This window comes from Pseudomonas sp. GLN_2, assembly GCF_043106005.1.
GTDB lineage: Bacteria > Pseudomonadota > Gammaproteobacteria > Pseudomonadales > Pseudomonadaceae > Aquipseudomonas > Aquipseudomonas alloputida.
Genome location: NZ_JBICMC010000039.1, coordinates 35,320 through 56,205, shown reverse-complemented (window position 1 = coordinate 56,205; position 20,886 = coordinate 35,320). Strand labels below are relative to the sequence as shown.

At 60.4% G+C, this 20,886-nt stretch carries 23 protein-coding genes; 14 read left to right on the top strand and 9 right to left on the bottom strand.

The window, feature by feature from the left end:
* Window positions 1-81: 81 nt before the first annotated feature.
* Complete coding sequence (gene algW, locus ACF8Q6_RS10425; protein WP_003251794.1) at window positions 82-1,242, bottom strand: Do family serine endopeptidase AlgW; 1,161 nt, start codon at window positions 1,240-1,242, stop codon at window positions 82-84.
* A gap of 168 nt (window positions 1,243-1,410) precedes the next feature.
* Between algW and ACF8Q6_RS10420 the strand changes: the two genes are divergently transcribed.
* The 3 genes from ACF8Q6_RS10420 (at window position 1,411) to cysN (ending at window position 5,228) form a co-directional block, all read left to right on the top strand.
* On the top strand, window positions 1,411-2,169 hold the full coding sequence (locus ACF8Q6_RS10420) for a Nif3-like dinuclear metal center hexameric protein (protein WP_392493757.1): 759 nt from the start codon (window positions 1,411-1,413) through the stop codon (window positions 2,167-2,169).
* Between the two features lie 223 nt (window positions 2,170-2,392).
* A complete protein-coding gene (cysD, locus tag ACF8Q6_RS10415) occupies window positions 2,393-3,310 on the top strand; it encodes a sulfate adenylyltransferase subunit CysD (protein ID WP_003251799.1) in 918 nt (305 codons plus the stop codon).
* Window positions 3,311-3,326: 16 nt separating this feature from the next.
* On the top strand, window positions 3,327-5,228 hold the full coding sequence (gene cysN, locus ACF8Q6_RS10410) for a sulfate adenylyltransferase subunit CysN (RefSeq protein ID WP_003251801.1): 1,902 nt from the start codon (window positions 3,327-3,329) through the stop codon (window positions 5,226-5,228).
* 221 nt (window positions 5,229-5,449) lie between these two features.
* On the opposite strand, the gene ACF8Q6_RS10405 is transcribed toward cysN, so the two are convergent.
* The 3 genes from ACF8Q6_RS10405 to ACF8Q6_RS10395 all read right to left on the bottom strand — a co-directional run bounded on the left by ACF8Q6_RS10405 (window position 5,450) and on the right by ACF8Q6_RS10395 (window position 6,897).
* Window positions 5,450-5,719, bottom strand: coding sequence for a bacteriocin immunity protein (locus ACF8Q6_RS10405; RefSeq protein WP_392493756.1), 270 nt, complete (start codon window positions 5,717-5,719; stop codon window positions 5,450-5,452).
* Window positions 5,713-6,033: an S-type pyocin gene (locus tag ACF8Q6_RS10400; protein ID WP_392493755.1), complete on the bottom strand. Its 321-nt coding sequence runs from the start codon at window positions 6,031-6,033 to the stop codon at window positions 5,713-5,715. The genes ACF8Q6_RS10405 and ACF8Q6_RS10400 overlap by 7 nt, the downstream gene beginning before the upstream one ends.
* A 384-nt stretch (window positions 6,034-6,417) precedes the next feature.
* Complete coding sequence (locus ACF8Q6_RS10395; protein ID WP_003251803.1) at window positions 6,418-6,897, bottom strand: Lrp/AsnC family transcriptional regulator; 480 nt, start codon at window positions 6,895-6,897, stop codon at window positions 6,418-6,420.
* A gap of 127 nt (window positions 6,898-7,024) precedes the next feature.
* On the opposite strand from ACF8Q6_RS10395, the gene ACF8Q6_RS10390 reads away from it, so the two are divergent.
* Window positions 7,025-8,221, top strand: coding sequence for a methionine gamma-lyase (locus ACF8Q6_RS10390; protein ID WP_100773968.1), 1,197 nt, complete (start codon window positions 7,025-7,027; stop codon window positions 8,219-8,221).
* 160 nt (window positions 8,222-8,381) lie between these two features.
* On the opposite strand, the gene ACF8Q6_RS10385 is transcribed toward ACF8Q6_RS10390, so the two are convergent.
* Window positions 8,382-8,819, bottom strand: coding sequence for a YhcB family protein (locus ACF8Q6_RS10385; protein ID WP_003251807.1), 438 nt, complete (start codon window positions 8,817-8,819; stop codon window positions 8,382-8,384).
* 135 nt (window positions 8,820-8,954) lie between these two features.
* Here ACF8Q6_RS10385 and ACF8Q6_RS10380 point away from each other — a divergent pair, with 135 nt between their 5' ends.
* From ACF8Q6_RS10380 to zapE, 3 genes are all read left to right on the top strand, one after another.
* Complete coding sequence (locus ACF8Q6_RS10380; protein ID WP_004575116.1) at window positions 8,955-9,590, top strand: alpha/beta hydrolase; 636 nt, start codon at window positions 8,955-8,957, stop codon at window positions 9,588-9,590.
* Window positions 9,591-9,615: 25 nt separating this feature from the next.
* Window positions 9,616-10,965 carry a tryptophan--tRNA ligase gene (locus ACF8Q6_RS10375; protein ID WP_088513326.1) on the top strand — a complete coding sequence of 450 codons (1,350 nt, stop codon included), beginning with the start codon at window positions 9,616-9,618 and terminating at the stop codon, window positions 10,963-10,965.
* A 165-nt stretch (window positions 10,966-11,130) separates the two neighbouring features.
* The gene (gene zapE, locus ACF8Q6_RS10370; RefSeq protein ID WP_003251813.1) at window positions 11,131-12,225 is read left to right on the top strand and encodes a cell division protein ZapE; all 1,095 of its coding nucleotides are present in this window, start codon (window positions 11,131-11,133) and stop codon (window positions 12,223-12,225) included.
* A 112-nt stretch (window positions 12,226-12,337) separates the two neighbouring features.
* Here the strand turns inward: zapE and ACF8Q6_RS10365 are convergent, their stop codons facing one another.
* Together ACF8Q6_RS10365 and ACF8Q6_RS10360 are read right to left on the bottom strand one after the other, a co-directional pair.
* Window positions 12,338-13,258, bottom strand: a complete 921-nt coding sequence (locus tag ACF8Q6_RS10365) for a GlxA family transcriptional regulator (RefSeq protein ID WP_010952436.1) — start codon at window positions 13,256-13,258, stop codon at window positions 12,338-12,340.
* Between the two features lie 190 nt (window positions 13,259-13,448).
* Complete coding sequence (locus tag ACF8Q6_RS10360) at window positions 13,449-14,489, bottom strand: NADP(H)-dependent aldo-keto reductase (RefSeq protein ID WP_392490489.1); 1,041 nt, start codon at window positions 14,487-14,489, stop codon at window positions 13,449-13,451.
* A 258-nt stretch (window positions 14,490-14,747) separates the two neighbouring features.
* On the opposite strand from ACF8Q6_RS10360, the gene rplM reads away from it, so the two are divergent.
* From rplM to ACF8Q6_RS10325, 7 genes are all read left to right on the top strand, one after another.
* On the top strand, window positions 14,748-15,176 hold the full coding sequence (gene rplM / locus ACF8Q6_RS10355) for a 50S ribosomal protein L13 (protein ID WP_003251819.1): 429 nt from the start codon (window positions 14,748-14,750) through the stop codon (window positions 15,174-15,176).
* A gap of 14 nt (window positions 15,177-15,190) precedes the next feature.
* A complete protein-coding gene (rpsI, locus tag ACF8Q6_RS10350) occupies window positions 15,191-15,583 on the top strand; it encodes a 30S ribosomal protein S9 (protein WP_003251821.1) in 393 nt (130 codons plus the stop codon).
* Window positions 15,584-15,845: 262 nt separating this feature from the next.
* Window positions 15,846-16,439, top strand: a complete 594-nt coding sequence (petA, locus tag ACF8Q6_RS10345) for a ubiquinol-cytochrome c reductase iron-sulfur subunit (RefSeq protein ID WP_003251823.1) — start codon at window positions 15,846-15,848, stop codon at window positions 16,437-16,439.
* Window positions 16,439-17,650 (top strand): cytochrome bc complex cytochrome b subunit, encoded by a 1,212-nt coding sequence (locus ACF8Q6_RS10340; RefSeq protein ID WP_003251825.1) that lies wholly within the window; start codon window positions 16,439-16,441, stop codon window positions 17,648-17,650. The genes petA and ACF8Q6_RS10340 overlap by 1 nt, the downstream gene beginning before the upstream one ends.
* Entirely contained in the window at window positions 17,650-18,429 is a 780-nt protein-coding gene (locus ACF8Q6_RS10335; protein WP_003251826.1) for a cytochrome c1, read from the top strand. The genes ACF8Q6_RS10340 and ACF8Q6_RS10335 overlap by 1 nt, the downstream gene beginning before the upstream one ends.
* 116 nt (window positions 18,430-18,545) lie before the next feature.
* A complete protein-coding gene (locus ACF8Q6_RS10330; protein ID WP_003251828.1) occupies window positions 18,546-19,169 on the top strand; it encodes a glutathione S-transferase N-terminal domain-containing protein in 624 nt (207 codons plus the stop codon).
* 10 nt (window positions 19,170-19,179) lie between these two features.
* Window positions 19,180-19,611 carry a ClpXP protease specificity-enhancing factor gene (locus ACF8Q6_RS10325; protein ID WP_003251830.1) on the top strand — a complete coding sequence of 144 codons (432 nt, stop codon included), beginning with the start codon at window positions 19,180-19,182 and terminating at the stop codon, window positions 19,609-19,611.
* 60 nt (window positions 19,612-19,671) lie between these two features.
* Here ACF8Q6_RS10325 and ACF8Q6_RS10320 read toward each other — a convergent pair whose 3' ends face one another.
* Together ACF8Q6_RS10320 and ACF8Q6_RS10315 are read right to left on the bottom strand one after the other, a co-directional pair.
* Window positions 19,672-20,250 (bottom strand): BON domain-containing protein, encoded by a 579-nt coding sequence (locus ACF8Q6_RS10320; protein WP_003251832.1) that lies wholly within the window; start codon window positions 20,248-20,250, stop codon window positions 19,672-19,674.
* Complete coding sequence (locus ACF8Q6_RS10315) at window positions 20,247-20,840, bottom strand: phosphoheptose isomerase (protein ID WP_012053657.1); 594 nt, start codon at window positions 20,838-20,840, stop codon at window positions 20,247-20,249. The genes ACF8Q6_RS10320 and ACF8Q6_RS10315 overlap by 4 nt, the downstream gene beginning before the upstream one ends.
* Between the last annotated feature and the right edge of the window lie 46 nt (window positions 20,841-20,886).

The window sequence follows — 20,886 nt, the reverse complement described above, 5'->3', positions numbered from 1 at the left end:
CTGAAATGTTGGGGCCGCTAGGCGGCCCATCGCGACGCAAGGCCGCTCCCACAGGGTTGCGGAACGGCTTAAGGCCTCACCTTACTTTTCTTCTTGCGTTACAGCCGGCGCTGGCGGCGGCCGTAGCCCCACCTCGGCGATCAGCTTCAACTGCTGCCCGTTGCGCATCACCTCGATGGTGATCTTCTCGTTGGGCTTGATCCGCGCTACCTGGTTCATCGACTTGCGCCCGTCGCCGGCCGGCTCGCCATTGATGCTCAGGATCACGTCACCCAGTTGCAGCCCGGCCTTGGCCGCTGGCCCTTCGCGGAAGATACCCGCCACCACGATGCCTGGGCGGTCCTTCATGCCGAACGACTCTGCCAGCTCCTGGCTCAGTGGCTGTACTTCGATACCCAGCCAGCCACGGATCACCTGGCCGTGTTCGACGATCGACTTCATCACCTCCAGTGCCAGTTTTACCGGGATGGCGAAGCCGATGCCCTGCGAGCCACCGGACTTGGAAAAGATCGCGGTATTGATGCCGATCAGGTTGCCATTGGCATCCACCAGCGCGCCACCGGAGTTGCCCGGGTTGATCGCCGCGTCGGTCTGGATGAAGTCTTCGTAGTTGTTCAGCCCCAGCTGGTTGCGGCCAGTGGCGCTGATGATGCCCATGGTCACCGTCTGGCCGACGCCGAACGGGTTGCCGATGGCCAGTGACACGTCGCCGATGTGAATGGTGTCGGAGCGGCCGATGGTGATCGCCGGCAGGTTCTTCAAGTCGATCTTCAGCACCGCCAGGTCGGTTTCCGGGTCGCTGCCGATCACGCGGGCCAGGGTTTCGCGGCCATCCTTCAGGGCTACGACGATCTGGTCGGCGCCGCTGGTAACATGGTTGTTGGTCAGCAGGTAGCCCTCTGGGCTCATGATTACCGCCGAACCCAGGCTTGATTCCCAGCGGCGCTGTTTGGGCAGGTTATCGCCGAAGAAGCGGCGGAACTGCGGGTCTTCGAACAGCGGGTGGGCGCTTTTGTTCACCACCTTGGTGGTGTACAGGTTGGCCACCGCCGGGGCGGCCAGGGTCACGGCGTCGGCGTACGACACCGGGCCTTGCATGATCCGCGTGGTCTGTGGCGCTTGCTGCAGGTTGACGTCCTGGCTGGGCAGCCCGACCCATTGCGGAAAACGCTGGATGATCAGCATGGCGATCAGTATGCCGGTAAGCAGGGGCCAGCCGAAGTAACGCAAAGCCTTGAACATGAACGAATCCTGGAAAGAGCAGGGGCCAGCGGCCTGGCAGTGGGGCATGAGCGCGGGCGATCATACACCGGTTCCCCCAGTGACAGCGACGGCCCATAATGGCCGGCATTATACGGGCGTTCGTCAGGCGTTGTGCCCGAGAAAAGCGCAGTTTTCGAGGAGATTTTCATGGCCGTCGCTCTAAACACCCTGGTCGAGGAAGCCGAGCGTTACCTGGGCAGCGCGAAGATCCAGGATTATTGCCCAAATGGCCTGCAGGTCGAAGGCCGGCCGCAGGTCAGCCGCATTGTCAGTGGTGTTACCGCCAGCCAGGCATTGCTGGATGCGGCCGTCGAGGCCGAGGCTGATCTGGTGCTGGTGCACCATGGTTATTTCTGGAAGGGCGAGAACCCGTGCATCACCGGCATTCGCCAGCGTCGCCTGAAGACCTTGCTGAATAACGATATAAGCCTGTTGGCGTTTCACCTGCCCTTGGACGTGCACCTGGAAGTAGGCAACAACGTGCAGCTGGCGCGGCGACTGAAGATCACTGTCGAAGGGCCGCTTGACCCGGAAAACCCCAAGGTGGTCGGCCTGGTCGGTTCGTTGGCCGAGCCGATGACCGCGCGCGATTTTGCCCGCCGGGTGCAACAGGTGCTGGGGCGTGAGCCGTTGCTGGTCGAAGGCAATCAAATGATCCGACGGGTGGGCTGGTGTACCGGCGGCGGGCAGGGCTATATCGACACGGCGATTGCTGCTGGGGTCGACCTGTACCTGACCGGCGAGGCGTCCGAGCAGACCTACCACAGTGCGCGCGAGAATGGCGTCAGCTTCATTGCGGCCGGGCACCATGCCACTGAACGCTACGGGGTGCAGGCACTGGGCGATTACCTGGTACGACGGTTTGCCGTGGAGCACCTGTTCATCGATTGCCCGAACCCTATCTGATAGCGGTGTCGCCCCCTTCGCGGGTGAACCCGCTCCTACGCGCGGGCCTCCTAGGAGCGGGTTCACCTGCGAAGAGGCCGGCCCTGCCAGCCCAAACCCCCAGTCATATCGTTAGACTTTTTCGATCTAGCCAGCCTCCTAAATAGAAGCAGCCGCTGTGATAAAGTGGCTCGCTCGAACACGGCCCGCAGGCCGTCCATAAGATCGTTTTTCGTGAGTAGCCATGGTCGACAAACTGACGCACTTGAAACAGCTGGAGGCGGAGAGCATCCACATCATCCGCGAGGTGGCCGCCGAGTTCGACAACCCGGTGATGCTGTACTCGATCGGCAAGGACTCCGCCGTGATGCTGCACCTGGCGCGCAAGGCCTTCTTCCCGGGCAAGCTGCCGTTCCCGGTGATGCACGTCGACACCCAGTGGAAATTCCAGGAGATGTACAGCTTCCGCGACAAGATGGTCGAGGAAATGGGCCTGGAGCTGATCACCCACGTCAACCCTGAGGGTGTGGCGCAAGGCATCAACCCGTTCACCCATGGCAGTTCCAAGCACACCGACATCATGAAGACCCAGGGCCTGAAGCAGGCGCTGGACAAGCATGGTTTCGACGCTGCCTTCGGTGGTGCGCGCCGCGACGAAGAGAAGTCGCGGGCCAAGGAGCGTGTGTACTCGTTCCGTGACAGCAAGCACCGCTGGGACCCGAAGAACCAGCGCCCCGAGCTGTGGAACGTGTACAACGGCAAGGTCAACAAGGGCGAGTCGATCCGCGTCTTCCCGCTGTCGAACTGGACCGAACTGGACATCTGGCAGTACATCTACCTTGAAGGCATCCCGATCGTGCCGCTGTACTTCGCCGCCGAGCGTGAAGTCATCGAGAAGAACGGCACCCTGATCATGATCGACGACGAACGCATCCTCGAGCACCTCTCTGAGGAAGAGAAAGCCCGCATCGTCAAGAAGAAGGTGCGTTTCCGTACCCTCGGCTGCTACCCGCTGACGGGCGCTGTCGAGTCGGAAGCCGAGACGCTCACCGACATCATTCAGGAAATGCTCCTGACGCGCACTTCCGAGCGCCAGGGCCGGGTCATCGACCACGATGGCGCCGGTTCCATGGAAGACAAAAAACGTCAGGGCTACTTCTAATTTTCAGGGTTACTCCATGTCGCACCAATCCGATTTGATCAGCGAAGATATCCTCGCTTATCTGGCTCAGCACGAGCGTAAAGAACTGCTGCGTTTCCTCACCTGCGGCAACGTGGATGACGGCAAGAGCACCCTGATCGGGCGCCTGCTGCACGACTCCAAGATGATCTACGAGGACCACCTCGAGGCCATCACCCGTGATTCGAAGAAAGTCGGCACCACCGGCGAAGAAGTCGACCTGGCGCTGCTGGTAGATGGCCTGCAGGCCGAGCGCGAGCAGGGCATCACCATCGATGTCGCCTACCGCTACTTCTCCACCGCCAAGCGCAAGTTCATCATCGCCGACACCCCGGGCCATGAGCAGTACACCCGCAACATGGCCACCGGTGCGTCCACCTGCGACCTGGCGATCATCCTGGTCGATGCCCGCTACGGCGTGCAGACCCAGACCCGCCGCCACAGCTACATCGCGTCGTTGCTGGGTATCAAGCACATCGTGGTCGCGGTCAACAAGATGGACCTGAAGGGCTTCGATGAAGGCGTCTTCGAGTCGATCAAGGCCGACTACCTGAAGTTTGCCGAAGCCATCAACCTGACCCCGAGCAGCCTGCACTTCGTGCCGATGTCGGCGCTCAAGGGTGACAACGTGGTCAACCACAGCGAGCAATCGCCGTGGTACGCCGGCCCGACGCTGATGGAAATCCTCGAAACCGTCGAGGTTTCGGCCGACCGCAACTTCACCGACCTGCGTTTCCCGGTGCAGTACGTCAACCGTCCCAACCTGAACTTCCGCGGCTTCGCGGGTACCATCGCCAGCGGCGTGGTGCACAAAGGTGACGAGATTGTCGTGCTGCCGTCGGGCAAGAGCAGCCGGGTCAAGTCCATCGTCACCTACGAAGGTGAACTGGAAAACGCTGGCCCAGGCCAGGCCGTGACCCTGACCATGGAAGACGAGATCGACATCTCCCGTGGCGACCTGCTGGTACATGCCGACAATGTCCCGCCGGTCACCGACCAGTTCGACGCCATGCTGGTGTGGATGGCCGAGGAGCCGATGCTCCCGGGCAAGAAATACGACATCAAGCGTGCCACCAGCTACGTGCCAGGTTCGATTGCCAGCATCACCCACAAGGTCGATGTGAACACCCTGGAGCAGGGCGCTGCCAGCGCGCTGCAACTGAACGAGATCGGCCGCGTCAAGGTAGCCCTGGACACCTCGATCGCCCTCGACGGTTACGACAGCAACCGCACCACCGGTGCGTTCATCGTCATCGACCGCCTGACCAACGGCACCGTTGGCGCCGGCATGATCATCGCCCCGCCCGTGTTGCCACACGGCAGCACCGGCCATCATGGCAAGCAGGCCCACGTGTCCACCGAAGAGCGCGCCCTGCGCTTCGGTCAGCAGCCAGCCACCGTGCTGTTCAGCGGCCTGTCGGGTGCTGGCAAGAGCACCTTGGCCTATGCCGTGGAGCGCAAGCTGTTCGACATGGGCCGTGCGGTGTACGTGCTCGACGGCCAGAACCTGCGTCACGACCTGAACAAGGGCCTGCCACAGGACCGCGCTGGCCGTACCGAGAACTGGCGCCGCGCCGCCCATGTGGCGCGCCAGTTCAACGAAGCCGGCATGCTCACCCTGGCTGCGTTCGTGGCCCCGGATGCCGAAGGCCGCGAACAGGCCAAGGCGCTGATCGGCAAGGAACGCCTGGTGACCGTTTACGTCCAGGCCTCGCCGCTGGTTTGCCGCGAGCGTGACCCGCAAGGCCTGTACGCTGCCGGTGGCGACAACATCCCGGGTGAGAGCTTCCCGTTCGATGTGCCGCTGGATGCTGATCTTGTGATCGACACCCAGGCCACCAGCGTGGACGAAGGCGTTAAACAGGTGCTGGACGTGCTGCGTCAGCGTGGCGCGATCTAAGCGATAGCCTGTAAGAAAAAACCCGCTTCGGCGGGTTTTTTTATACGCGTAATCCTGGTTTGTGCGGTGCCTGTAAGAGCAACTGCATTGCTGACAATCTGAAAGTTTTCACAATCAGTGTAGGAGAGGCTTTAGCCGCGAACACCGGCAAGGCCGGTGCCTTGCACCGCCGTTCCCAAAGGTTCTTCGCTAGCCTCAGAACTGTATCCAGACCCGGGCGGCTAGCTATCTTTAATTCTGAACACTGCAAGCCCCTTGGAGGCTCTCCATTCCATGATGCGCGCCATGACCTGCTCGGAGCATCTTCCCCGTCCCTTGTCGGGGCTATAGATAAGGTCGGCGCCATCAGGATGCTCAACCACATCGATAAAATGCTCCAGCAATCGGTCCTGCCAATCACGCGAGCCTGTCGCCTGAATCAACGCCCCAACAATCGATCGGAACTCACCGTGGGTGTAGTCGGTGAGGCTGTGCTTCAAGCTGATTACCATGTTGTCTCCGAAGAAAGCGCGTATTGCATAGCGCTCATGATCCGCAGGTTTTCAGCGTCGTACATCAGCCCACCCCACTCGGGCGGGTTCAGGTGGCATATCTGATACGAGCGCAGTCCCTTTGCCGTTTCATGGAATGGCGCGCGAGGGGGCCAGCCTTTCTTGAGGCGGTTGAGTTGGGCGGGGATGAATTGCTGGCTGTAGATCGGATCTTCTGCGATCGCCAGCCAGAAAGCTTGGGAGAAATGGTCGAAGCTGTGGAATGTTTGAGCTGCGAGTTTACGGATGATGAATTCTGGAAGAAGGCTGGCCATGAAGTCGTCCCTGGGTGAAAGGCAGGGAAAGTGTGCCCTGGGACCAGCTTTATGTATGTCAGGGGTAGGTTGTATGCCAGTAGGATCGTTCCTGGTGATTTGTAGGAATAGTCTTGGAGCCTGTTTATCCTCCACCGCTTTGGATGAAAAACTGCCGGGTAAATTTGCCAAATGACTCCGGGTGCGGTGCCAGCATTCTCAGCGGCGCGTCATGGCATCCGGATATGTTGAGATCCTGGGTGATCGAGATAATACGTGTTGTCCCGTGCCATGTAGGTTCTCCTGATCACTACATGGGCTAGGTTTACGTATATCGAATTTGCGGTATGTCAGCTGCAGCCTGTCAATCAGTAGGAAGCTTCGTGTTGCTCGGAAAGATCCGTCTCAGATATGTTTCTCCGACACCGGTATCACCCGTCTTTCCTTCACCGCTTTGTACGAAAAACTCGAATAGATCTCCTTCACCCCCGGCAACCGCTGCAGCACTTCCCGGGTAAATTCGCCAAACGACTCCAGGTCCCGTGCCAGGATCTCCAGCAGAAAGTCATAGCGACCGGAGATGTTGTGGCAGGCGACGATCTCGGGGATTTCCATCAGGCGCTGTTCAAACGCCAGCGCCATGTCCTTGGTGTGCGAGTCCATCATGATGCTGACGAACGCGGTCACACCAAACCCCAGCGACTTGGGCGAGAGGATGGCCTGGTAGCCGGTGATGTAGCCGTTTTCCTCCAGTAACTTGACCCGTCGCCAGCAGGGCGAGGTGGTCAGTGCCACCTGGTCGGCGAGTTCGGCAACGGTGAGACGGGCATTGTCCTGCAAGGCGGCGAGCAGGGCGCGGTCGGTGCGGTCGAGGCTTGAAGGCATTTTTTGCCCTCCTGGTCCGTTGATTATTGTTTTTGTTCCAGCAACCACGTGTATGCGTAGGCTACTTTGGAAAAAATCCGGCAGCTCGGTGGCATAAGCTTATAGCAAACCACAAGAGGCTGTTGCCATGCGCGACTCCCACCACAACACCGGTTTTTCCACGCGGGCCATTCATCATGGCTATGACCCGCTTTCCCATGGTGGCGCCCTGGTGCCACCGGTGTACCAGACGGCTACCTATGCCTTTCCCACTGTCGAGTACGGTGCTGCCTGCTTCGCCGGGGAGGAGCCTGGGCATTTCTACAGCCGCATTTCCAACCCCACGCTGGCCTTGCTGGAGCAGCGCATGGCTTCGCTGGAGGGCGGTGAAGCGGGGTTGGCGTTGGCCTCGGGGATGGGCGCCATTACCTCAACCCTCTGGACCCTGCTAAGGCCTGGGGATGAGCTGATTGTCGGACGCACCTTGTATGGCTGTACCTTCGCTTTTCTGCACCACGGTATTGGTGAGTTCGGGGTGAAAGTTCGCCATGTCGATCTCAACGATGCCAAGGCCCTGAAAGCGGCGATCAGCAGCAAAACACGGATGATCTACTTCGAAACACCGGCCAACCCCAACATGCAGCTTGTGGATATTGCGGCGGTTGTGGAGGCGGTGCGGGGGCATGATGTGCATGTGGTGGTCGATAACACCTACTGTACGCCGTACCTGCAGCGGCCACTGGAGTTGGGGGCGGATCTGGTGGTGCACTCGGCAACCAAGTACCTCAGTGGGCATGGCGATATCACTGCCGGGTTGGTGGTGGGGTGCAAGGCCTTGGTCGACCGTATCCGCCTGGAAGGGCTGAAGGATATGACCGGCGCGGTGCTGTCACCGCATGACGCGGCGTTGCTGATGCGCGGTATCAAGACCCTGGCCCTGCGCATGGACCGGCATTGCGCCAATGCCCAGCAGGTGGCCGAGTTTCTCGCTCGGCAACCGCAGGTGGAATTGATTCATTACCCGGGGCTACCGTCTTTTGCCCAGTACGCGTTGGCCAAGCGACAGATGCGTTTGCCTGGTGGGATGATTGCGTTTGAGCTCAAGGGTGGCATTGAGGCGGGGCGGCGCTTCATGAATGCGCTGCAGCTCTTTGCCCGGGCGGTGAGCCTGGGGGATGCCGAGTCGCTGGCGCAGCATCCGGCGAGCATGACGCATTCCAGCTATACGCCGCAGGAGCGGGCGCATCACGGGATATCGGAGGGGTTGGTGCGTCTGTCGGTGGGGCTGGAGGATGTGGAGGACCTGCTGGCAGATGTCGAACAGGCATTGCAGGCCTGCTGCTAGGTTGCCTGCACTGGCCCCTTCGCGGGCACGCCCGCACAGGTTCAGCGCACGCTCTGAAGCCCGCGCGGCCCCTGTAGGAGCGGGTTCACCCGCGAAGAGGCCGGCATAGTCAGCATCCACAAAAAAGGCCTCTTGCGAGGCCTTTTGCATGTTCAGCAGATCAACGCTTGAGCCCGTAGCTCTCATCCAGCATGCCCGGCGAGTTAGGCACTTTCGGCGCATAGTCGCGCGGCACTTCGGCGGTGTCTTTAGGTGGGGTCAGGCGGTCACGCGGGCCTTGCGGTGCATCGGAGTGCAGCGCAGCCAGCAGGCGTTGGCGGGTGACGTCATCGAGGGCCAGGCTGTTGGCGCCTTCAGCCAGGTGATCCTGTACGTCCTGATAGCTCTGGGTCAGTTTCTTGACCAGCATGGCGGTGCTGTTGAAGTGGGTGACCACTTCGTTCTGGTAGCTGTCGAAGCGCTTCTGGATGTCATCCAGCTGACGCTGGGTGTTGCTCGGGGCTGCATTGGGCAGCAGGCGGGCAACAATGAAACCGACTGCCACACCGATGACCAGGGCCAGGGTTGGCAACAACCAAACAAGGAGCGAGAGTTCCACGAGTCCTTCCTCTATAAACGGCTTTGCTTTACGTTAACGGCTCAGACCTGCGCTGTATACCGCGAGCGATCGCAAATCAGAACAGAATTTCACACCTAGACGAATCGACCCTTCTCGAGGTCACGGAGTAGTGCCTTGCTTGTCCGCGAAACCCCCTTGTTCATCGATGGCCCCAGCGGCCAGCTGGAAGCGTTGTACCTGGACGTGGCGCAAGCCCGTGGCGCGGTGCTGATCTGCCACCCTAACCCGGTCCAGGGCGGCACCATGCTCAACAAGGTTGTCTCGACCCTGCAGCGCACCGCACGTGATGCCGGTTATGTGACCCTGCGTTTCAACTACCGTGGCGTCGGCCAGAGCGCCGGCAGCCACGACATGGGCGCTGGCGAAGTGGCCGATGCCGAGGCCGCTGCAGCATGGCTGCGTGCCAGGCACCCCGGGCTACCGCTGGTGCTGATGGGCTTTTCGTTCGGTGGTTTCGTTGCCACCAGCCTGGCCGGGCGCCTTGAAACGGCAGGCGTCGAGTTGCAGCACCTGTTCATGATCGCCCCGGCGGTCATGCGCCTGACCGCCGAATTCCCGCTGCCGCAGCGCTGCCCGCTCACCGTGGTGCAGCCGGACGCCGATGAAGTCGTCGCGCCGCAACTGGTTTACGAATGGTCCGACAGCCTGTCGCGTCCCCATGAGCTGCTGAAAGTGGCAGAATGCGGACACTTCTTCCATGGCAAGCTGACCGATCTGAAGGATCTGCTGCTGCCGCGCCTTTCGAACTGAGCCAAGCCTGAATAAGCGAACACCCATGACCACGCGCATTCTTACCGGTATCACCACCACCGGCACTCCGCACCTGGGCAACTACGCCGGCGCCATCCGCCCGGCGATCCGTGCCAGCCAGCAGCCCGGTGTCGACTCGTTCTACTTCCTGGCCGACTACCACGCCCTGATCAAGTGCGACGACCCGCTGCGCATCCAGCGCTCGCGCCTGGAAATCGCCGCCACCTGGCTGGCCGGTGGCCTGGACCCGGACAAGGTGACCTTCTATCGCCAGTCCGACATCCCGGAAATCCCCGAGCTGACCTGGCTGCTGACCTGCGTTGCTGCCAAAGGCCTGCTGAACCGTGCGCATGCCTACAAGGCCTCGGTGGACAAGAACGTCGAGAACGGCGAAGACCCGGACGCCGGCGTGACGATGGGCCTGTTCAGCTACCCGGTGCTGATGGCCGCCGATATCCTGATGTTCAACGCCAACAAGGTGCCGGTCGGTCGTGACCAGATCCAGCACGTGGAAATGGCCCGCGATATCGGCCAGCGCTTCAACCACCTGTTCGGCCAGGGCAAGGACTTCTTCGCCTTGCCGGAGGCTGTGATCGAAGAAAGCGTGGCGACCCTGCCGGGCCTGGACGGGCGCAAGATGTCCAAGAGCTATGACAACACCATCCCGTTGTTCACCAGCGCCAAGGACATGAAAGACGCCATCTCGCGCATCGTCACCGATTCGCGCGCGCCCGGTGAGGCGAAAGACCCGGACAACGCGCACCTGTTCACCCTGTACCAGGCCTTCTCGACGCCTGAGCAGTGCGCCGGTTTCCGCGAAGAGCTGCTGCAGGGCCTGGGCTGGGGCGACGCCAAACAGCGCCTGTTCCAGCTGCTGGACGGCCAACTGGCCGAGAAGCGCGAGTACTATCACCAGCTGATCGCCCGGCCGGCGGACCTGGAAGACATCCTGCTGGCCGGCGCTGCCAAGGCCCGCAAGATCGCCACGCCGTTCCTCGAGCAGCTGCGCGAGGCCGTTGGCCTGCGTTCGTTCCGCAGCAGCGTGCAGGCCACCGCCGAAGTGAAGAAAAAAGCCACCAAGAGCGCGCGTTTTGTCAGCTTCCGTGATGAAGACGGCAGCTTCCGCTTCCGCCTGCTGGCCGCTGATGGCGAGCAACTGCTGTTGTCGCGCAGCTTCGCCGACGGCAAGAGTGCCGGCGCCGTGAGCAAGCAGCTGCAGCAAGGTGGCGAGGTTAATGTGCGCGTCGAAGGCCTGAGCTTCGGCCTGTGGCTCAATGGCGAGCAGGTTGCCGACGGGCCGCAGTTCGACAGCGTCGAAGCCCGTGATGCTGCCATTCAGAGCCTGAACGAAGCCTTGGCGCCTCAGCAGGACTGAGGCTGCCAAACGGTGGGAGCGGGCGTGCCCGCGAAACAGGCGCCGCGGTGCATGGCACCGGCTTTGCCGGTGTTCGCGGGCACGCCCGCTCCCACAGACTGATTGCCATTAAGCGGGCCTGTCGCTACAGTGACGGCCCGTTTTTTGTTGCCTCGCTAACGAATCATGACTCCCTTAGAACGCTATCAAGCAGATCTGAAACGTCCCGACTTCTTCCATGACGCGGCGCAGGAAACTGCGGTGCGTCACCTTCAGCGCCTGTACGACGACCTGGTGCACGCGCAGAACAACAAGCCGGGCGTGTTCGGCAAGCTGTTCGGCAAGAAGGAGCAGACCCCGGTCAAGGGCCTGTACTTCTGGGGTGGGGTGGGGCGAGGCAAGACCTACCTGGTTGATACCTTCTACGAAGCGCTGCCGTTCAAGCAGAAGATGCGTACGCACTTCCACCGCTTCATGAAGCGTGTGCACGAGGAGATGAAAACTCTCAAGGGCGAGAAGAACCCGCTGACCCTCATTGCCAAGCGCTTCAGCGAAGAAGCCAAGGTGATCTGCTTCGACGAATTCTTCGTGTCGGACATTACCGACGCCATGATCCTCGGCACCTTGATGGAAGAGCTGTTCAAGAACGGCGTGTCGCTGGTGGCCACCTCCAACATCGTGCCGGACGGCCTCTACAAGGACGGCCTGCAGCGTGCACGCTTCCTGCCGGCCATTGCCATGATCAAGCAGTACACCGACGTGGTGAACGTCGATAGCGGGGTCGACTACCGTCTGCGTCACCTGGAGCAGGCTGAACTGTTCCACTTCCCACTTGATGACGCGGCGCACCAGAGCATGCGCGCCAGCTTCAAGGCGCTCACCCCTGAGTGCACCCAGGCGATCGAAAACGACGTGCTGATGATCGAGAACCGCCCGATCAATGCCCTGCGTACTTGCGACGACGTCGCCTGGTTTGACTTCCGCGCCCTGTGCGACGGGCCGCGCAGCCAGAACGACTACATTGAGCTGGGCAAGATCTTCCACGCCGTATTGCTGAGCAACGTGGAGCAGATGGGCGTCACCACCGACGACATCGCCCGTCGTTTCATCAACATGGTGGACGAGTTCTACGATCGCAACGTCAAGCTGATCATCTCGGCCGAGGTGGAGTTGAAGGACCTGTATACCGGTGGGCGTCTGAGCTTCGAGTTCCAGCGTACCCTGAGCCGGTTGCTGGAGATGCAGTCGCACGAATTCCTGGCGCGCGCGCACAAGCCCTGACGCCCGCGGCAAGCGTCAGGCGACAGGCGACAAGGGAAATTTAGGGCAATGCGCGATCCGCTCTGGTTTTTCTTGTCGCTTGAAGCTCGAAACCTGCCGCTCTGGAAGCCTTTCAGGCTTCCTGCATGAACTGCTGCCGATACTGGTTCGGCGACAACTCGGTGTGCTGGCGGAACAGCCGCGCAAAGAAACTGGCATCGTCATACCCCACCTCGTAACTGATGGTCTTGATGCTCTTGCGCGTACTCGACAACAACCCCTTGGCTGTCTCGATGCGTAACCGTTGCAGGTAATGCAGCGGCTTGTCACCCGTTGCGCCCTGGAAGCGACGCATGAAGTTGCGGATGCTCATGCCGTGGTTGCGGGCCACATCCTCGAAGCGGAACTTGTCGGCGAAGTGCTCCTCCAGCCAGTGCTGGATCTGCAGGATGATCAGGTCCTGGTGCAGCTTCTGCCCGCCAAAGCCCATGCGCCCCGGGGTGTAGTTGCGTTGCACTTCGTAAAGGATATCGCGGGACACCGCACGGGCCACGTTGGCACCGCAGAAGCGTTCGATCAGGTAGATGTACAGGTCGCAGGCTGAAGTTGCACCGCCGGCGCAATAGATATTGTCGGCATCGGTCAGGTGCTTGTCCTGGTTCAGGCGGATCTGCGGGAAGCGTTCGGCAAAGCTGTTGAAGAAGCGCCAGTAGGTGGTCGCTTCCTTGCCATCGAGCAGGCCGGATTCGGCCAGCCAGAACACACCACTGGCCTCGGCGCACAGCACCGCGCCACGCGCGTGCTGTTCACGCAGCCACGGCAGCACCTGTGGGTAACGCTGCAGCAGGTTGTCGAAATCATCCCAGTAGGCCGGGAGGATGATCACATCGGCGTCGTCCAGGCCGCCGTCAACCGGTAACTGCACATTGCTGAAGCTGTCCACGGGCTGGCTGTCGGGGCTCACCAGGCGGATGTCGAACATGGGCTGCAAGCCCAGGCCCAGCTGCTTGCTATAGCGCAGGCTGGCGAGGTGGAAGAAGTCCTTGGCCTGCATCAAGGTCGAAGCGAACACCTTGTCAATGGCCAGGATGCTGACGCGCCGCAGCGACGCTGAGGGTTGGGTAAACATCATTGTCATTGTTCTTATAGGGTAGAGTGGTCAATCACCGGCTGGATCGTCTTATTTTTTGGCGATTGTGTCTACCCCATGTAACAGCGGCGCGAAGCGGGGCGCAGTGTTTGGCTCAAGGCGCCGGGTTGGGCTGCTCCTGATGAATGGCTTCGATCGCTGTCAGCAGATCGGCGCTCAGGTTCAGTTCAAGGCTGGCCAGGTTGCTGTCCAGCTGCTGCAGGCTGGTGGCACCTATGATGTTGCTGGTCACGAACGGCTGTCGGGTGACGAACGCCAGGGCCATTTGCGCCGGGTCCAGGCCGTGCTCGCGGGCCAGCTGCACGTAGCGGCTGCAGGCCGCCACGGTCTGTGGGTTGGAGTAACGGGCAAAGCGGCTGAACAGGGTCAGGCGTGCATTGTCCGGCCGTGCGCCGTTCTCGTACTTGCCCGAGAGCATGCCGAAGGCCAGCGGCGAATAGGCCAGCAGGCCACATTGCTCGCGTATGGCCACTTCTGCCAGGCCCACCTCGAAGCTGCGGTTGAGCAGGTTGTACGGGTTCTGGATCGATACCGCCCGCGGCCAGCCACGACTCTCGGCCAGTTGCAGGAACTTCATGGTGCCCCACGGCGTTTCGTTGGACAGGCCGATGTGGCGGATCTTGCCCGCACGCACCTGCTCGTCGAGCACTTCGAGGGTTTCTTCCAGTGGGGTGAAGTGATCCTGCGGCAGGTGCTGGTAGCCCAGCTTGCCGAAGAAGTTGGTGCTGCGCTCTGGCCAGTGCAACTGGTACAGGTCGATGCGGTCGGTCTGGAGGCGCTTGAGGCTTTCGTCCAGCGCCGCGACGATGTGCTGACGGTTGTGCTTGAGCTGCCCGTCACGGATATGGCTGATGCCGTTGCCCGGGCCAGCAACCTTGCTGGCCAGGACCCACGCGTCGCGGTCGCCATGGTCACGGAACCAGTTGCCGATGATGCGCTCGGTGGCCGCGTAGGTCTCCGGGCGGGGAGGGACCGGGTACATCTCGGCGGTGTCGATGAAGTTGACCCCGGCGGCCTTGGCCCGGGCAATTTGCTCGTAGGCCTCGGCCTGGATGTTCTGCTCGCCCCAGGTCATGGTGCCCAGGCACAGGGCGCTGACGTTGAGGTCGGTACGGCCGAGCTGGCGGTATTCCATCGGTTATTCACTCCTTGGCGATAGAAGCCAATCAAAGCAGGTTGAAATTTTTCGCGCAATCTGGATAATTCAGCCCCTCTCCGCGTGGCGGAAGTGATGCACCATCACGCAGGAAGAACCCCGTCGAACATTGGCGTGCCCGACCCGAGCCCCCAAAAGCGTCTGTGTTCGGCTGCGCGCTTGCCCTTGGCAAGCTGTGCACTATCCAGTAAGATTCGCCGTCTATTTTTCGCTGGGCGGCCTCTGAGGCTTTAGAGAATGAAAACTTTTACTGCTAAACCGGAAACAGTAAAGCGCGAGTGGTTCGTAGTCGACGCCGCTGGCCAGACCCTGGGTCGTCTGGCTACCGAAATCGCTACCCGTCTGCGTGGCAAACACAAACCAGAATACACCCCTCACGTTGACACCGGCGACTACATCGTCGTTATCAACGCCGAGCAGGTTCGTGTGACTGGTGCCAAGTCTTCCGACAAAATGTACTACTCCCACTCCGGTTTCCCAGGCGGTATCAAGGAAATCAACTTCGAGAAGTTGATCGCCAAGGCCCCTGAGCGTGTTATCGAAACTGCGGTCAAAGGCATGCTGCCTAAGAACCCGCTGGGTCGCGACATGTACCGCAAGCTGAAAGTGTACGCGGGTGCTGCTCACCCACACACTGCTCAGCAGCCTCAAGAACTGAAGATCTAACGGGATAGTTCATTATGTCGGCGACTCAAAATTACGGCACTGGCCGTCGCAAGACCGCAACCGCTCGCGTATTCCTGCGTCCGGGTACTGGTAACATTTCCATCAACAACCGTTCTCTGGACGTGTTCTTCGGTCGCGAAACCGCTCGCATGGTTGTTCGCCAGCCGCTCGAGCTGACTGAATCCGTTGAGAAATTCGACATCTACGTCACCGTTTCCGGTGGTGGTGTCAGCGGTCAGGCCGGTGCGATCCGTCACGGTATCACCCGCGCTCTGATGGAATACGACGAAACCCTGCGTGGCGCTCTGCGTCGTGCTGGCTACGTCACCCGCGACGCTCGTGAAGTTGAGCGTAAGAAAGTGGGTCTGCGTAAAGCGCGTAAGCGTCCTCAGTACTCCAAGCGTTAATACCGCTTCGGCAGTCGAAAAAAGCCCGGTTCCTTGGAACCGGGCTTTTTTTTTAGCCTTGAACTAACCTGTCAGCAGTCAGTGGCCGCTTGTCGCATAGACGTAGATCAAGCAAAGCGTGGGTTGTCGCCCTTGCCGGGGTAATCACCTTGTCAGTGTGTGGATTTGTTTCTTACCATGGCGGCCAATTTTTAGTGCCATTGACACAACCTAAGTACAGGCCAGGTCCAACTGGCCAAGCAAGCTGATGGGAGAGGACTGAATGAGCAATGACGGCGTCAACGCAGGCCGGCGCCGCTTCCTCGTAGCCGCGACATCCGTGGTCGGGGCGGCGGGGGCAGTGGGGGCTGCGGTACCGTTCGTGGGGTCATGGTTTCCCAGTGCCAAGGCGAAAGCCGCGGGTGCACCGGTGAAGGTCAACATCGCCAAGGTCGAGGCGGGGCAGCAGATGGTGGCCGAGTGGCGTGGCCAGCCCGTATTCATCGTGCGGCGAACGGAGGAAATCCTTGGCAATCTGAAAAAAATCACGGGTGATCTGTCCGACCCCGAGTCCAAGGCCTCGGTACAGCCAGCGTACGTCGACCCTGAGGTTCGCTCGATCAAGCCGGAAATTCTTATTCTCGTCGGCCTGTGCACGCACCTGGGCTGTTCGCCCACCTTCCGACCAGAAGTGGCGCCCGCCGACCTTGGGCCGAAGTGGGTAGGTGGTTACTTCTGCCCGTGCCACGGCTCTCACTATGACCTGGCTGGCCGTGTCTACAAGTCCCAGCCAGCGCCTCTCAACCTGCCCGTGCCACCGCACTCTTATGAGTCGGACGAGATCATCGTCATTGGCGTCGACCAGGAGAACGCATGATGAGCAAGTTCATGGACTGGATTGATGCTCGCTTCCCCGCCACCAAGATGTGGGAAGACCACCTCAGCAAGTATTACGCACCCAAGAACTTCAACTTCCTGTACTTCTTCGGCTCCCTGGCATTGCTGGTGCTGGTCAACCAGATCGTGACCGGCGTGTGGCTGACCATGAGCTTCACGCCGTCGGCGGAAGAGGCGTTCGCCTCGGTCGAGTACATCATGCGTGACGTGGAATACGGCTGGATCCTGCGCTACCTGCACTCCACGGGGGCGTCGGCGTTCTTCATCGTGGTCTACCTGCACATGTTCCGTGGCCTGCTTTATGGCTCCTATCAGAAGCCACGCGAGCTGGTCTGGCTGTTCGGCATGCTGATCTATCTGGCGCTGATGGCTGAAGCGTTCATGGGCTACCTGCTGCCATGGGGGCAGATGTCGTACTGGGGCGCCCAGGTGATCATCTCGCTGTTCGGTGCCATCCCGGTGATCGGTGATGACCTTACCCAGTGGATCCGTGGTGACTACCTGATCTCGGGCATTACCCTGAACCGCTTCTTCGCCCTGCATGTGGTTGCCCTGCCCATCGTGATTCTTGGCCTGGTGGTATTGCACATCCTCGCCCTGCACGAAGTGGGTTCGAACAACCCTGATGGCGTCGACATCAAGAAGAAAAAGGACGAAAACGGTATTCCGCTGGATGGTATTCCGTTCCACCCGTACTACACCGTCAAAGACATTGTCGGCGTGGTGGTGTTCCTGTTCGTGTTCTGCGCCGTGGTGTTCTTCTTCCCTGAAATGGGCGGTTACTTCCTGGAGAAACCTAACTTCGAGCAGGCCAACGCCTTCAAGACCCCAGAGCACATCGCGCCGGTGTGGTACTTCACACCGTTCTACGCAATCCTGCGTGCGGTGCCTGACAAACTGATGGGCGTCATTGCCATGGGGGCGGCCATCGCCGTGCTGTTCGTACTGCCCTGGCTCGACCGCAGCCCGGTGCGTTCCATGCGTTACAAGGGCTGGATCAGCAAGGTCTTCCTGCTGGTGTTCTGCGTGGCCTTCGTCATCCTCGGTGTGCTGGGCGTCCTGGCACCGACACCTGGGCGTACCTTGTTGTCGCAGGTGTGCACGGTGTTGTACTTCGCCTACTTCCTGCTGATGCCGTTCTACACAAGGCTTGAGAAGACCAAACCGGTTCCGGAAAGGGTGACTGGCTGATGAAAAAGTTGATTGCAGTATTTTTGCTGGCAGTGATGCCTGCCTTTTCCTTCGCTGCCGAAACTGGCCTGGAGCTGGACAAGGTCGATATCGACCTGACTGACAAGGCCGCCATGCAGGATGGTGCACGTACCTTCGCCAACTATTGCATGGGGTGTCACAGTGCCAAGTTCCAGCGTTACGAGCGTGTGGCTGATGACCTGGGTATCCCGCATGAGTTGATGCTCGAGAAGCTGGTGTTCACGGGCGCCAAGATTGGTGACCACATGCAGATCGGCATGAAGCCCAGCGACGCCAAGACCTGGTTTGGTGCTGCGCCGCCCGACCTGACCCTGGTCGCCCGCGTGCGCGGTACCGATTGGCTTTACACCTACCTGCGCAGCTTCTATGAGGACCCATCGCGCCCTTACGGGGTGAACAACAAGGTGTTCCCGAACGTCGGCATGCCTAACGTGCTGGTTGGTCTGCAAGGTAACCAGGTGGTGGGTTGCAAGCAGGTGCAGACGGTGGTCGAGGGCAAGAAGCAATTCGACCCGTTGACCGGCAGCCCGTTGACCCATGAAGCTTGCGATCAGCTGACCATCACGCCGAATTCCGGTACCCTGACGACTGAGCAGTTCGACGAGAAGGTCAAGAACCTTGTGACCTTCCTGGCCTATTCGGCCAACCCAGTCAAACTGGAAAGCCAGCGCATCGGCACCTATGTGTTGCTGTACCTGGCTTTCTTCTTCGTATTCGCCTACTTGCTCAAGCGTGAATATTGGAAGGACGTGCACTGATCACGCAGTAGTTTCTGGTTGTTGAACGCGCCCGGGGTGGCCTAGCAGTATTGCCAGGCCACCCCGGGCGCGTTTTCATTTAAAGTTGCACAAGCATCCGTGCGAGGAGCCGCTACATGGGCGCAACCAACAGGTTAGCCTGCTATTCCGATCCCGCTGATCACTATTCTCATCGGGTGCGCCTGGTTCTGGCCGAGAAGGGCGTCAGCGTGCAATTGATCGATGTCGATCCCGCCCGCCTGCCGCCGAAGCTGGCCGAGGTCAACCCTTATGGCAGCGTGCCGACCTTGGTCGACCGTGACCTGGCGTTGTATGAATCGACCGTGGTGATGGAATACCTCGAGGAGCGTTACCCGCACCCGCCGCTGATGCCGGTATACCCGGTTGCGCGTGGCAACAGCCGTCTGCTGATGCACCGCATCCAGCGCGACTGGTGTGCCTTGGCCGATACCGTGCTTGACCCGCGTAGCAGTGAAGCTGCCCGAACCGAAGCGCGCAAGGCCTTGCGCGAAAGCCTGACCGGGGTCTCGCCGTTGTTTGGCGAGTTCGCCTGCTTCATGAGTGATGAGCAAAGCCTGGTCGATTGCTGTCTATTGCCCATACTCTGGCGTTTGCCGGTGTTGGGTATCGAATTGCCGCGGCAAGCCAAGCCGCTGCTGGATTACATGGAGCGCCAGTTCGCCCGCGAGCCTTTTCAGGCGAGCCTGTCCTCCGTAGAACGTGAAATGCGCAAGCTTTAAGGAGCCGTTGATGAACTCCAGTCGCCCCTATCTGGTTCGAGCACTGTACGAGTGGATCGTCGACAACGATTGCACGCCCCATATGCTGGTCAATGCCGAATTCCCGAAAGTTCAGGTGCCGGATGGTTTCGCCAGTGATGGCCAGATCGTCTTGAATATCTCGCCAAGTGCCGTGCGTAGCCTGCACATGGACAATGACGCAGTCAGCTTCGAGGGCCGCTTCAGTGGCGTGGCTCACTCGCTGTTCGTGCCGGTTGGTGCAATCCTGGGTATCTACGCCCGCGAAAATGGCCAGGGTATGGTCTTCGAGCTGGAGCCGTCTTCGATGGATGGCGACGAGCTGGAAGACGATGATGTGCAGCCGGATGACGATGGCCCGCCAGACGATGGAGGGCAGCCGCCGCGTCCGACTGGCCGGCCAAGCCTGAAAGTGGTCAAGTAACAAAAAAGGCGATCCAGATGGATCGCCTTTTTTGTTTGGCCTTTCCAGGCAATCACTGAGTCAATCGATGTACTCGAACAGCTTGACGATCTTCTGCACGCCCGACACGCCCTGCACCACGGCAGTGGCCGAGTTGGCTTCTTGGCGGGTGACCAGACCCAGCAGATAGACGATGCCGTTTTCGGTAATCACCTTGATGCGCGAGCTGGGCACGGCGTTGTCGGTCAGCATCTGGGTCTTGATCTTGGTGGTCAGCCAGGCGTCGTTGTTGCGCGCCAGAATGGAGGAGGGCTGCATCACTTGCAGCTCATTGTGTACTTTCTTGACCCGTTGGACCTGGCTGGCCGTTTGCTCCGCGAGGCTCTTGAGGTCGGCGCGTGGGGTCTGCCCGGCCAGCAGGACGATACCGTTGTAGCTGCTGACAACGATGTGCGAGCCCTTGTCCAGGTCTGGGTTGGCTTTGGAAATGTTCACGGCAGCCTTGGTCTCGATCAGCGAGTCGTCGATCTTGCTGCCGATGGTGCGCGTGCCGCGATCGTCCTCGATCGGCGAATTGCGGGTAGAGGTGAGTACCGAGCTGCAACCAGTGACGCTCAGGCACAGGGTCAGGGCCATCAGGCCGAGGCGCATAGGGGTCATTCTTCACTCCCGAACAGTTGGCTGTCGATCAGATCGCACAGGCAGTGGATCGCCAGCAGGTGGACTTCCTGGATACGCGCGGTAACTGTCGAAGGCACGCGGATTTCCACGTCCTCGGGCAGCAGCAGCGAAGCCATGCCGCCGCCATCGCGACCCGTCAATGCTACGACAATCATTTCACGGTCATGTGCGGCCTGGATTGCCTGGATTACGTTGGCCGAATTGCCGCTGGTGGAGATCGCCAGCAGAACGTCACCGGGCTGGCCCAGGGCGCGGATCTGCTTGGAAAAGACTTCGTTGTAGCTGTAGTCGTTGGCGATCGAGGTCAGGGTCGAGCTGTCGGTGGTCAGCGCGATGGCTGGCAGGCTGGGACGCTCGCGCTCGAAGCGGTTGAGCAGCTCCGATGAAAAGTGCTGGGCATCGCCGGCCGAGCCGCCGTTGCCGCAGGCGAGCATCTTGCCCTCGTTGAGCAACGCATTGACCATGACCAGACTGGCCTGCTCGATGTGCGGTGCCAGGATGTCCATTGCCTGTTGCTTGGTTTCGATGCTGGCCTCGAACAGCCGGCGAATTCGGGATTGCATGTCCATCTGGTGACCTTAAATGGGGCGGTGGCCTTTGCTACGCGCAACAACG